A 12,670-nucleotide genomic window follows, 5' to 3' on the forward strand; every position below is an offset into this window, starting at 1 on the left:
TAATTAAATACGCATTACCCGCTCATTAACCCTGTATCTTTATACGAGGTCATTACCATGAACTCATTAGTGAACAATGCGTCCGCCGAATTAAAAAAGAAAATAAATAATGCTTTAATCATTGATAAAGAGAATGGCGTTTATCAATGTAATCGCGGTATTTTTACCGACGAAGCGCTGTTTGAACTGGAAATGAAAGCGATTTTCGAAGGTAACTGGGTTTATTTGGCCCATGAAAGCCAAATCGCCGCACCCGGCGATTATTATACCCTCACCCTCGGCCGCCAGCCGGTCATTATCACCCGCGATAAAGACATGGCGCTGCACGCCATGATCAACAGCTGTTCGCACCGCGGCGCGATGCTGGCCAGCCGCAAGTCCGGCAATAAAAGTACCTTTACCTGCCCGTTCCACGGCTGGACCTTCAACAACGCCGGCAACCTGCTGAAGGCCAAGGACGAAAAGACCGGCGCTTATCCGCCGTGCTTCAAACAGGCCGGTTCGCACGATCTCAAACCGCTGCCGCGCTTTGCATCCTACCGCGGTTTTCTGTTCGGCAGCCTGAGCGACGAGGTGCTGCCGCTGACGGACTATCTGGGCGAGACGCGGCATATCCTCGATCTGATCGTCGATCAGGCCGAGGACGGGCTGGAAGTGCTGCGCGGTTCATCCTCCTATACCTTCGACGGCAACTGGAAACTGCAGATAGAAAACGGTGCGGACGGTTATCACGTCAGCGTGGTGCACTGGAACTATGTCTCCACCATGGCGCACCGCGATGCAGCAACCGGCACCCAAACCATGGACGCCAACTGCTGGTCTTCAAAAAACGACGGCGGCGCCTACGGCTTCAAGAATGGCCACCTGCTGCTGTGGACCCGCGTGCTGAATCCGGAGTCCCGCCCTATTTACCGCCACTTCAGCCGCCTGAACGACGCCTTCGGCCCGCAGCGCGCCGATCTGATGGTTAACCAGACCCGCAACCTGTGCCTCTACCCTAACCTGTACATCATGGATCAGCTTTCCAGCCAGCTGCGCGTCGTTCGCCCCCTTTCCGTCAATAAAACCGAAGTGACGGTGTTCTGCTTTGCGCCGAAGGGCGAAAGCGCCGCCGAGCGCGCCTTGCGCATCCGCCAGTATGAGGATTTCTTCAACGTCAGCGGCATGGGTACGCCGGACGATCTGGAAGAGTTTCGCGCCTGCCAGCTGGGCTTCAACGCCGGCAATATGCCCTGGAGCGATCTCAGCCGCGGCGCCACCCGCTGGCTCGAAGGTCAGGCGGACGACAACGCCAGGGCGCTGGGGATCCTGCCTGAAATGACCGGCCCGCGCCCGGAAGACGAAGCCTTGTATCTCAGCCAGCATCATCACTGGCAAACCCTTCTGCTGCGCAAGCTGGCGCTTCAACAACCCAACGATGAGGTGGCGCAATGAGCACGCTCAACCTGCAACAGCAAGTGGAACAATTCCTGTATCGCGAAGCGCGCCTGCTGGATGACCGGCAATGGGATGAATGGCTCGCCTGCTATCACCCGCAGGTCGAATACTGGATGCCTGCCTGGGCCGACGACGACCGGCAGACCACGGATCCCCACAGCGAAATTTCGTTGATTTATTACGCCAACCGCGAAGGCCTGGAGGACCGCGTTTACCGCATCAAGACCGAACGCTCGGCCGCCAGCAGCATGCCGGAACCGCGCACCGTCCACCTGGTCAGCAACGTGGAAATCCTGTCGGCCGCGGAGGGCCAGGCCGAGGTGAACTATCACTGGGCCACCTTCTACCACCGCTACAACCATACGGATACCTACTTCGGCTCGACCCGCCTGCTGCTGGAACACGCCGGCGATACGCTGCGGATTAAGCGCAAGAAAATTCGTCTGGATAATGACTATATCCATCATGTTATTGATATTTATCATCTTTGAATCGTGAGGTGAGCATGTCTTTTACCGTTGCCCTTAATTTTGAAGACGGCGTCAGCCGCTTTATTCAGTGTAACCCGAATGAAAAGGTGCTCGACGCCGCCTATCGGCAGAGGATCAACCTGCCGATGGACTGCTCGGACGGCGTGTGCGGCACCTGCAAATGCCGCTGCGAACAGGGGGAGTATCGGCTGGGCGATGATTATCTGGACGAGGCGCTGTCCGAGCAGGAAGCGGCGCAGCGGCTGGTGTTGACCTGCCAGATGGTGCCCTCTTCGGACTGCGTCATCGAGGTGCCCATCGCCTCGACGCTGTGCAAAACCGGCAGCGAGGAATTTGCCGCCACCGTCACGTCGGCCACCGCGCTGTCGGACAGCGCCATCGAGTTCTGCCTGACGCTGGACGACGAACGCGGCATCGCTTTCCTGCCCGGCCAGTACGTCAATATCGCGGTGCCCGGCAGCGAAGCCAGCCGCGCCTATTCCTTCAGCTCGCTGCCCGGCGGCCGGCAAATCTCTTTTCTGCTGCGCAACGTGCCCGGCGGCATGATGAGCGGCTATCTGACCGATCGGGCCCGGCCCGGCGACGCGATCCGCCTGCGCGGCCCGCAGGGCAGCTTCTACCTGCGCACGCCGGTGCGGCCGATGCTGTTTCTGGCCGGCGGCACCGGGCTGGCGCCGTTCCTTTCCATGCTGGAGCAGCTGGCCGCCGACGCCAGCCCGCAGCCGGTGCATCTGATTTACGGCGTCACCCATGATCATGATCTGGTCAAGCTGGAACAGCTGGAAAGCTATCGCCGGCGCCTGCCGAATTTCAGCTACCTGACCTGCGTGGCCAGCGAGGCGTCGCAGTCGCCGCACAAGGGCTACGTCACGCAGCACCTCGACGAAAGCCTGCTCAACGACGGCGATCTGGACGTGTATCTGTGCGGGCCGCCGCCGATGGTGGAAGCGGTGCTCGGCGATTTCCAACGCCGCGCCTTTACCCCCGCCAGCTTCCACTATGAAAAGTTCGCCCCCAGCCAGGCCAGCTAAAGGAGCCCATCATGGATAAACCCCGTTTCGGCGGCAAGGTGATGGCGATCACCGGCGCCGCTCAGGGCATCGGCAAAGCCGTCGCCGAACGCGCGGCGCAGGAAGGCGCCAGATTGGCGCTGATCGACCGCGCGCCCTACCTCGCCGAGGTGGCGGCGGCGCTAACAGAACGCGGCGTTGAGGCCATCGCGCTGCAGGCCGACCTGGAAAACTGGGAGGCGACCCGCGACGCGCTCAACCGGGTGCAACGGCACTTCGGCCGGCTGGATATTTTGGTGAACAACGTCGGCGGCACCATCTGGGCCCGGCCATTCGCCGAGTACGACGCGCAGCAGATCGAAGCGGAAATTCGGCGCTCGCTGTTCCCGACGCTGTGGGGCTGCCGCGCGGCGCTACCGCATATGCTGGCGCAGGGGAACGGGGTGATCGTCAACGTCTCTTCCGTCGCCACCCGCGGCGTCAACCGCGTGCCCTATTCGGCGGCCAAGGGCGGCGTCAACGCCCTCACCCAATCGCTGGCGTTCGAGTACGCCGGCGCCGGCATCCGCATCAACGCCACCGCGCCGGGCGGCACCGAAGCGCCGCCGCGCCTGACGCCGCGCAACAGCCAGGCGCCAACGCCACAGGAGGAGGTCTGGTATCGACAGGTGGTCAGCCAAACCCTGGACAGCAGCCTGATGCACCGCTACGGCAGCGTCGGCGAACAGGCCGACGCCATCTTGTTCCTCGCCAGCGACCAGGCCAGCTACATTAACGGCACGGTGCTGCCGGTAGCGGGCGGCGATCTGGGGTGACCCCGCCGGGGCGGCATACCAAGCATCAAATATGAACGCCGGCTCAACGGCAAAGGTTCGATGGGCGATTATACTTACCTGACCGCTGTTCTTTTGGAGGGAAACGCCATGTCGCTCGCATTCAAACGCTCGCAACGGCTCTCCATCGGCACCGAAATAGAACTGCAGCTGGTCGACGGTGAGAGCCTGGATCTCGCGGACAAAGCCGATTTGGTGGTGGCGGATCTCGGCGATAAAAAGCGCATCAAACACGAGCTTACCAAGTCGATGGTCGAGCTGAACAGCTCGGTGCATCACGACATCGGCGAACTGCACGACGAACTGCGCGAACTGTGCTTCGCCATTCGTCGCAGCGCGCAGCGCGTCGGCTGCGACGTCTGCGGCGGCGGCCGCCACTTGAACAACGACTGGCGCAAACAAGCCATCACCGACGCTCAACGCTACCGCCTGCTGGCCAGCCGCTTCGGCTATTTGTCCAAGCTGGCCTGCGTGTTCGGCCAGCATATTCATATCGGCGTCAACGACGGCGACGAAGCGATGTACCTGTGCCACGCGCTAACGCCCTATTTCCCGCACCTGATCGCCCTCAGCGCTTCTTCACCGTTCTATCAGGGGGTCGACACGCTGTTCGCCAGCTCGCGCTTCAGCGCGCAAAATTCCTTCCCCAACTACGGTTGCCTGGAACAGATCTACAGCTGGGACGAGTTCAACCGCTACTATGAAAGGTTGAGCGCCGCCGGGGTCATCGACAGCATCAAGGACATTTACTGGGACGCCCGGCCAAAACCGGAGCTGGGCACGGTGGAAATCCGCATCTGCGATACGCCGCTGCATCTCTCGCACGCCGCGCTGCTGGTGGGCTATTGCCGCCTGCTGGCCGGTTTTTTGCTGAAGCACCGCAGGCCGATGGCGCCGGAATATTACGCCTTTACCAACTACAACAAAATCAACGCCTACCGTCGCGGTTTTGCCGCCGACTATGTCGAACCCGCCACCCTGCGCCGCCTCAGCCTGACCGCGCATATGCTGACCACGCTCGATGCGCTGCGCGCGGAGGCCCGCGCCCGGGAAGAGCTGAGCCTGCTGGATAATATTGAGCGCCATGTCCGGCTGGGGGTGAACGATTCGGACCGGATCCGCCACCTGTTTGACAACGGCCTGCAGCAGCGACAGGTGATTAAACGGCTGTGCGACGAACTGCTGCAAGCGGCGAGTTAAGTTTCAGCTATCGATTCCATACGCCAAAGCCACTGTTCATTATGTGCTCTTTCGTTACAATCGTGGCATTGAAAACCCCCGTTGCGAGGACACTATGTACAACTTCTCACGCTATCAGGCAAAAGAGCTGGCGCTGGCTTACATGAGCGGCAAAAAACACGATCTGTCGCCGCAGGAATTTCTGCAGCAGCTGAAAAACAGCGAAAGATCCTTCGACCAACTGCTGAAACACGGCACCGAGCTGCCGCGCGATGTGCTGGTGAAAAGTTTCTGATCCCCCGCCATTCTCCGCCGGTGGCGAGCCGCAGGGCGCGCGTATTCCCGGCCGGAGGCGCTTGGGCTAGCAGGCCCGCCGCACGTCCCAATAGGGCTCTTCGCCGCCAAACTGCGACAGCAAAAAATCGATAAACGCCAACACCTTGGCCGGGACATGTCTGCGCTCCGGGTACACCGCATAGATCGCATGCGCCGGCAGCCGATACGCCGGCAACAGTTCCACCAACCGCCCCTGCGCCAAATCCTCCCCGACGATGAAGGTCGGCATCTGACAGATGCCCAGCCCGGCGAGCAGCGCATCGCGCAGCGCTTCGCTATTGTTGACCTGATAATTGCCCCGCGGCTGGAAACGCACCGCCCCGTCCGGCCCCTGAAATTGCCATTCGCTGCCCGCGCGGAAATAACTGTAAAACAGGCAGTTATGCTCGCTTAACTGTGCAGGCGTCGCCGGCCGACCGCAGCGCTCCAGATAGGCGGGCGCCGCACACAGCACGCTGCGGCAGGGCGCCATGCGCCGGGCGACCAGGCTGGAATCGGCCAGACTGCCGATACGGATCGCCAGGTCATAACCGCCCTCGATCAGATCGACCAGCTTGTCATCCATCATCATATTGATTTCCACGTCCGGACAGGCCGCCAGAAACCGCGGGATCAGCGGGGCAACGTGCAGCCGGCCGAACACCATAGGCACGCTGAGCCGCAGCATGCCGCGCGGGCGTCCCTGCAGACGCGTCAGCGCATCTTCACCCTCCTGCGCCACCGCGCAGGCGCTGCGGGCGTAGGCGAAGTACTGCTCTCCCGCCTCGGTCAGGCTCAGGCTGCGGGTGGTGCGGTGCAGCAGCCGCGCGCCCAGTGCGCTCTCCAGCTGGGTGATGCGCTTGCTGACCGCCGATTTGGTGATGCCGAGGCGCACCCCGGCGGCGGAAAAACTGCCGCACTCCACCACCGCCACAAACACCGGGATCGCCGCGAAGTTATCGTTCATTTATCGTCAACTTTTACTCAACAATGAGTTTCCATTCTAATGGATTATGGCACCGATAAAAACAATATACCCTGTGCGCCATTCAACACACGGAGTATGAAACATGCGCGAACGTCTTTCCGATCCGCTGCTGGCGCTGAGCGCCGGCGCCCTGCTGGCCCTGATGATCGGCGTAAACAGCGTGCTGGCGAGCCATTACACCCCGCTGTTCGCTTCCTGGACCGCACACGGCATCGGCGCCCTTACCGCCTGGCTGCTGCTGTTGCTGCTGCGTCGCCGTTTCGGCGCTCAGCGGCCCTCTTCAACCGCTGCGCCGCCGCGTTGGGCCTACCTCGGCGGCATCCCCGGCGCGCTGACCGTGGTGCTGGCCGCCATCACCGTCAACAGCCCGCTGGCGCTTGCCGGCAGCCTGGCGCTGATGCTGACCGGGCAAGTGCTGTTCGGCATGTTGTCCGACAGCCGCGGCTGGTTCGGCGTCGCCAAACGTCGCCTGAACGCCAACGACGTGCTCGCTACGCTGCTGATCCTTTCCGGCTGCGCCATTCTGATCTTTCTGAGATAACCCTATGTCATTCCTGATCCTTCTCGCCCTGTTCAACGGCGTTTGCATCAGCATCAGCCGGGCGGTCAACGGCCGTCTGGCGCTGGATCGCGGCGCTTTCTCCGCCTCGCTGTGCAACCACATCGTCGGCTTTCTGTTCCTCAGCCTGCTGCTGGCGGCCAGCGGCGGCTTCAGCCTCGATCAAACCGGCCAGGCGCCCTGGGGCGCCTACCTGGGCGGCGCGATCGGCGCGCTGTTCGTGGCGCTGAACAGCTACGTGCTGCCCCGGCTTGGCGCCATGCGCGCCGCGCTGTTGATCATCAGCGGCCAGATGCTGGCCGGCGTGGCGATCGATAGCCTGAACGGCGGCCCCCCCGCCATGGCTCCCCTGTTCGGCGTCGCCCTGATCCTGCTCGGCGTCTATCTGGCCCGGATGAAGCGTTCCGTCGGCGCGCTGTTGTGGAAATCAGTCCGCCCGCACCGCTGATTTCGCGCTGCAGGGCGGATCTCGCCACAATTCGCATTTAGAGGCGAATTATTGACAAATTCGCCTTTATGTACGAAATTATCATTATCCTTTCCGGCAATACAGGCAAACGCATGCAGACGCATATCAGCGTAATCAGCGGCGATCTGGTCAATTCCCGCCGCCTCGATCCGCCAAATTACATCAACGGGCTACGCAGCCTGCTCGAACAGCTGCAACAGGCCAATCGGCTGCAGGGCTTTGAGATTTTTCGCGGCGATGCCTTTCAGGCGCAGGCCGGGCCAGAATCGGGCCTGCTGCTGGCGGTGTACATTCGCATTGCGCTGAAAGCGATGGACGCCGCCGACCGGGACGCGCGGATCGCCGTCGGGCTCGGCAGCCGGCAAACGGACGCCGCCGGCTACGGCAGCGCCTTCGTCAATTCCGGCGGCGCGCTGGACGCCATGGCGAAAAATTGCAGGCTGGCTCTGAAAACCGACAACGATCGGACAAACGCCATTGTCAGCGATCTGCTGCCGATGTTAGATCATGTCATCAGCCGTCTTTCGCAGACCGAGGCGCGCATCGTCCAGGCGCGCATGTTCGCCGGCAGCAGCGCGGAAGTGGCGGAGAAGCTGCAGAAAGCCGCCTCCACCATCTCCGCCGCGCTGAAGCGCGCGGCCTACGAGGAAATCATGCGGTTCATTCATGCGATTAACAGGATCACCTGACTATGGATCTCACCTATGCGCCCCTGCTGACCTGGCTGCTGATCGTGCATCTGCTGGCGGATTTCCCGCTGCAGCCTCTCAGTTGGGTGGCCGATAAAACCCGCTACCGCGCCCGTTCGCGTTTTCTGCTGCTGCACGCCCTGCTGCATGGGGTGCTGGCCGCCTGGGTCGTGGCCGGCTTCGGCCTGCTGCACGGCGGGCTTTCATCCGCCGACGTGCTGGTCAGCCTGCTGACGATCGCCGCCAGCCATTACCTGATTGACCTGCTGAAGGTCACGCTGATGACCCGTCTTAGCCAGGCCCGCAGCTTCCTGCTCGATCAAGGGCTGCATCTGGCGGTCATTGCCTGGCTGTGGCTGTACCTTACCCCGCATGCCGGCAGCCTGCTCGCCGCGCTGTGGCTGCAGTTGGGCAGCCTGCAAACCGGCCTGGTGCTGGTGGCCTACAGCCTGATTTACCTGCCGATGGGCATTTTGATTGGGCAATTGCTGGCGCGCTGGACGCCGCAAATGCCGCCTTCGGCCAAGGCCGATAACGATTCGCTGCTGCGGGCGGGCAAACAGATTGGCTATCTGGAAAGAACGCTGATCCTGACCTTCGTGCTGATTGGCCAGATACCGGCGATCGGTTTCCTGCTGGCCGCCAAGTCAATTTTCCGATTTGGCGATTTACGGCAGAGCGATGACAAAATGCGCACCGAGTATGTGCTGCTCGGCACGCTGTTTTCCTTTACGCTGACCATCATGCTCGGTCTGGCGGTCAAAAAGCTGTTATGACCGCCGGGCATGGCGCCCGGCGGTGACGACGATTACAACCACTCGCCGAAGCGGCGGATATAGAAACGCTTCATCATTTGCGCCACCACGCAGTAGCTGATCAGCGTACCGGCCAGCCACGGGAAGTATTCCCACGGCAGCGGCTGCAACCCCACCAGGGCGCCGAGCGGCGAGAATGGAATGTAGATGCCCAGCGCCATCACCAGCGCGGTGGTGAGCAGTACCGGCAACGCGGCGGTGCTTTGAATGAACGGGATCTTCTGGGTGCGCAGCATGTGTACCACCAGCGTTTGCGACAGCAAGCCCTCGATAAACCAGCCGGACTGGAACAGCGCCTGATGCTCCACGCTGTTGGCGGCGAAGACAAACCACATCAGCGCATAGGTGGTGATGTCGAAAATCGACGAGGTGGGGCCGATCCACAGCATAAAGCGGCCGATGTTCTTTGAATCCCACTTGCGCGGCTTGCGCAGGAACTCTTTGTCCATCTTGTCCCACGGCAGCGACAGCTGGGAGATATCGTACATCAGGTTTTGGATCAGCAGGTGGATCGCCAGCATCGGCAAGAACGGAATGAACGCGCTGGCCACCAGCACCGAGAACACGTTGCCGAAGTTGGAACTGGCGGTCATGTTCAGATACTTGATGATATTGCCGAAGGTTTCGCGCCCCTTGATCACCCCCTCTTCCAACACCATCAGGTTTTTTTCCAGCAGGATGATATCCGCCGACTCCTTGGCGATATCGGTGCCGGTATCCACCGAAATGCCGACGTCGGCGTCGCGCAGCGCCGGCGCATCGTTGATGCCGTCGCCGAGGAAGCCCACGGTGTGGCCATTGGCCTGCAGCATTTTCAGCACCCGCGATTTCTGCAGCGGCGTCAGCTTGGTGAAGACCGTACGCTGCTCCACCTCGCGCCCCAGCGTCTCATCGTCCATCCGCTCAATCTGCAGGCCGGAGAGCGGTTCGCCCGGCTCCAGCCCGACGTCACGGCAGATTTTGCAGGTGATGACCGGGTTGTCGCCGGTCAGCACCTTCACCGTGACGCCGTTTTCCTGCAGCGCGGCGATCGCCTGCTGAGCGCTCTCTTTCGGCGGATCGAGGAAGGTCAGCAGCCCCTGGATCACCATGTCGCGCTCGTCGGCCACGCTCAGCGGGGCCGTCTGCGGCTGCTCGCCCAGCTCGCGGGTGGCCAGCACCAGCACGCGGAAGCCGTCTTCGTTGTACTCGCGCGCCAACGCCTGCAGCGCAGCGCGACGCGCCTCATCCAGCGCCAGCGTCTGCTGCCCTTCGCGCACGTGGGTGGCGATGTCCAGCATCTCCTCCACCGCGCCTTTGCAGATCAGCTGGCGCTGCCCGCTCTCATCCGCCACCACGATAGACAAACGGCGGCGCACGAAGTCGAACGGCAGCTCATCCACCTTGCTGAAACGCCCCAGCGCCTCGATGCCCGGCTTGCCGCGGCCAAAACGGATCACCGCCTGATCCATCAGGTTTTTCATGCCGCTTTGATGGAAGCTGTTCAGCCAGGCCAGGTGCAGCACCTCGTTATCCTTGGCGCCGCTGACGTTGATATGATGCTCGAGAATGATGCGATCCTGCGTCAGGGTGCCGGTCTTATCCGTGCAGAGCACATCCATGGCGCCGAAGTTTTGGATGGCGTTCAGCCGCTTCACCACCACCTTGCGGCGCGACATGGCGATGGCGCCCTTCGCCAGGTTGGAGCTGACGATCATCGGCAGCATTTCCGGCGTCAGGCCCACCGCCACCGCCAGCGCGAACAGCGCCGCCTCGCTCCAGTCGCCCTTGGTGAAGCCGTTGATCAACAGCACCACCGGCACCATCACCAACATGAAGCGGATCAGCAGCCAGCTGACGCTGTTCACCCCGCGATCGAACGCGGTCTGCGCGCGGGAGCCGACGATCGATTTGGCCAGCGAACCGAAATAGGTGCGCCCGCCGGTGGCCACCACCACCGCCGTGGCGGTGCCGCTGGCGACGTTGGTGCCCATCAGACAGATGTTGGACAGCTCAAGCAGCGCGTTTTCGCTGGGGACTTCGGCCTCGCTCGACTTCGGGGCCACGCAGCCCATCGCATCGTATTTCTCGATGGGGATGGCCTCGCCGGTCAAAATCGCCTGGCTGATGAACAGATCGCGCGAGGCGATCAGGCGCACGTCGGCCGGCACCATGTCGCCGGCGGAGAGCTGAATGATGTCCCCCGGCACCAGTTCGCGGATCGGCACTTCCAGCGTCAGCGGATGCGCGCTGTAGCTGCTGCGCCGCAGCACCGTGGCGGTGGTGCGCACCATCGTTTTCAGCGCTTCCGCCGCCTTGTTGGTGCGATACTCCTGCCAAAAGCGCAGCAGCCCGCTGAGCGACACCATGATCAGGATGATGATGACGCCGGTAAGTTCAGTTTCTTCACCGCGCTGGGCCGGCAGCCAGTAGTCGGTAAAGAAACTGATCGCAGCCAACGCCATCAGCACGAAGATAAACGGGTTGTTAAACGCCTTGATAAGCTGGATCAGCGCAGGCGGCGCCTTGTCGTGGGCCACCTGATTGGCGCCGAACTGCTCCAACCGTTCATCGGCGTCGTCCTGGGTCAGGCCGTTGCGGTTGCATTTTAAATTTGCCAGCGTCTGGGCGATGTTATTTTTCGCCTCTTCCGCGATGGCGTAAGTCGCAGCCTGCTTGTCGCGGCGGCGTGCTTTTTCGTTAATCTGAGTCATAACGCTATTCTCTTTTTTATTCCGCGCACAGGGATAGCCCGCCCGATTAATGGGTGAATATGCGCGAAAGGGAATTTATTTAATTAGCGTGATTGAATTGCGAGAGCAGACAGCCACGCTGCAATAATCGCCCGCTGGGGTCGTCGTCCATAACGCCTCCTTAATACCTTATGTATTTAAAGTCAGTTAAGTTGATATAATTAATCAGACCGGCAATTCGGACGCAACGCGCCAACGTACGGCGCTCACGCTTTTTTCCAGGCTGACGCGGCAGACAATGCCTTCAATTTCTTTTTGCGCGGCCGGGGTCGCGGTTATTTCCGCGCAAACCTCCAGCTGACCTGGGCTGGAAATATCAGCGCTGCGCAATGATTGCAGCCGCAGCGCCACGCCGTTCAACGCCTGTAATATCAGGGTGCGCACCAATATTTCATCCTGTTCGCCGCAGGTCACCTGAATTCGGTAGCATAATTCCAGATCGGTCGCCTGCTGCTGCGGCTGCAGGTTAATGCGCTGCGCCGCCTCGCGCAGCAGGATATTGGCGCACAGGATAACCAGCGTGGCGATAACCGCATCCCAGTGTTGCCCCAGGCCGCACAGCACGCCGATACCCGCAGAACACCACAGCGTGGCGGCGGTGTTGAGACCGCGAATATTCAGGCCTTCGCGCATGATCACCCCGGCGCCGAGAAAGCCGATGCCGGAGACAATCTGCGCGGCGACCCGCCCGGCGCTGGAAGGATCGGTGGACATTGAGCTAAGAATGAATACCGCCGCGCCGGTCGCCACCAGCGCATTGGTGCGCAGGCCGGCCATACGCTGGCGCCATTGGCGCTCGGCGCCAATAACCGCCCCCAGGCACATCGCCAGTAATAAATTTAAAACAAAAGGAGTCATAGCCATGACTTTCCCCTTAATTAACCGCAGGAGATAAAATCATGTGCTGTTTAGCACACGCGAAATCGCGCTGAAAATAAATCAGCGAATCAGCGTATCGGTGCCTGGAGGGAAAAGGCTGTGGCTGCAAAATACCATAATGACGTCCAACTCAATTCGCCTGAAGCCAACCGGCATCAGGTAACGCAGTTATATTCGGGTATGCGCAGCTCGGAATAATCAGAGAGGAGTGCCGCCCGCCGTGTTCGGCAAGCGACAAATCAAAAGAGGATTGGTCAGCTTGCCTTGTTTATTT

At 61.1% G+C, this 12,670-nt stretch carries 13 protein-coding genes; 10 read left to right on the forward strand and 3 right to left on the reverse strand.

The window, feature by feature from the left end; translation table 11 throughout:
• The first annotated feature begins 69 nt into the window (after positions 1–69).
• The 6 genes from CKW09_RS15455 (at position 70) to CKW09_RS15480 (ending at position 5,245) form a co-directional block, all read left to right on the forward strand.
• Positions 70–1,434 carry a Rieske 2Fe-2S domain-containing protein gene (locus tag CKW09_RS15455; protein ID WP_370671117.1) on the forward strand — a complete coding sequence of 455 codons (1,365 nt, stop codon included), beginning with the start codon at positions 70–72 and terminating at the stop codon, positions 1,432–1,434.
• Positions 1,431–1,928, forward strand: coding sequence for a benzoate 1,2-dioxygenase small subunit (gene benB, locus CKW09_RS15460; protein ID WP_095098157.1), 498 nt, complete (start codon positions 1,431–1,433; stop codon positions 1,926–1,928). Before CKW09_RS15455 ends, benB begins: the two co-directional genes overlap by 4 nt.
• Positions 1,929–1,942: 14 nt before the next feature.
• On the forward strand, positions 1,943–2,959 hold the full coding sequence (gene benC, locus CKW09_RS15465; RefSeq protein WP_061797344.1) for a benzoate 1,2-dioxygenase electron transfer component BenC: 1,017 nt from the start codon (positions 1,943–1,945) through the stop codon (positions 2,957–2,959).
• 11 nt (positions 2,960–2,970) lie between these two features.
• Entirely contained in the window at positions 2,971–3,753 is a 783-nt protein-coding gene (benD, locus tag CKW09_RS15470; RefSeq protein ID WP_095098159.1) for a benzoate diol dehydrogenase BenD, read from the forward strand.
• 108 nt (positions 3,754–3,861) lie between these two features.
• The gene (locus tag CKW09_RS15475; RefSeq protein WP_061797346.1) at positions 3,862–4,971 is read left to right on the forward strand and encodes a YbdK family carboxylate-amine ligase; all 1,110 of its coding nucleotides are present in this window, start codon (positions 3,862–3,864) and stop codon (positions 4,969–4,971) included.
• A gap of 94 nt (positions 4,972–5,065) precedes the next feature.
• Positions 5,066–5,245 (forward strand): hypothetical protein, encoded by a 180-nt coding sequence (locus CKW09_RS15480; RefSeq protein WP_061797347.1) that lies wholly within the window; start codon positions 5,066–5,068, stop codon positions 5,243–5,245.
• Positions 5,246–5,311: 66 nt separating this feature from the next.
• Here the strand turns inward: CKW09_RS15480 and CKW09_RS15485 are convergent, their stop codons facing one another.
• Complete coding sequence (locus tag CKW09_RS15485) at positions 5,312–6,232, reverse strand: LysR family transcriptional regulator (RefSeq protein ID WP_061797349.1); 921 nt, start codon at positions 6,230–6,232, stop codon at positions 5,312–5,314.
• Positions 6,233–6,335: 103 nt separating this feature from the next.
• Here CKW09_RS15485 and CKW09_RS15490 point away from each other — a divergent pair, with 103 nt between their 5' ends.
• The 4 genes from CKW09_RS15490 (at position 6,336) to CKW09_RS15505 (ending at position 8,746) form a co-directional block, all read left to right on the forward strand.
• Complete coding sequence (locus CKW09_RS15490) at positions 6,336–6,794, forward strand: DMT family transporter (RefSeq protein WP_061797350.1); 459 nt, start codon at positions 6,336–6,338, stop codon at positions 6,792–6,794.
• A 4-nt stretch (positions 6,795–6,798) separates the two neighbouring features.
• Complete coding sequence (locus tag CKW09_RS15495) at positions 6,799–7,260, forward strand: DMT family transporter (RefSeq protein WP_061797352.1); 462 nt, start codon at positions 6,799–6,801, stop codon at positions 7,258–7,260.
• A 113-nt stretch (positions 7,261–7,373) separates the two neighbouring features.
• On the forward strand, positions 7,374–7,970 hold the full coding sequence (locus tag CKW09_RS15500) for a hypothetical protein (protein ID WP_061797550.1): 597 nt from the start codon (positions 7,374–7,376) through the stop codon (positions 7,968–7,970).
• Positions 7,971–7,972: 2 nt separating this feature from the next.
• Positions 7,973–8,746 (forward strand): DUF3307 domain-containing protein, encoded by a 774-nt coding sequence (locus CKW09_RS15505; RefSeq protein WP_061797354.1) that lies wholly within the window; start codon positions 7,973–7,975, stop codon positions 8,744–8,746.
• A 32-nt stretch (positions 8,747–8,778) separates the two neighbouring features.
• Here the strand turns inward: CKW09_RS15505 and mgtA are convergent, their stop codons facing one another.
• Both mgtA and CKW09_RS15515 read right to left on the reverse strand, forming a co-directional pair.
• Complete coding sequence (gene mgtA / locus CKW09_RS15510) at positions 8,779–11,478, reverse strand: magnesium-translocating P-type ATPase (protein ID WP_061797356.1); 2,700 nt, start codon at positions 11,476–11,478, stop codon at positions 8,779–8,781.
• Positions 11,479–11,682: 204 nt separating this feature from the next.
• Complete coding sequence (locus CKW09_RS15515; protein ID WP_061797357.1) at positions 11,683–12,381, reverse strand: MgtC family protein; 699 nt, start codon at positions 12,379–12,381, stop codon at positions 11,683–11,685.
• Positions 12,382–12,670: the final 289 nt, after the last annotated feature.

Source organism: Serratia ficaria (assembly GCF_900187015.1).
GTDB lineage: Bacteria > Pseudomonadota > Gammaproteobacteria > Enterobacterales > Enterobacteriaceae > Serratia > Serratia ficaria.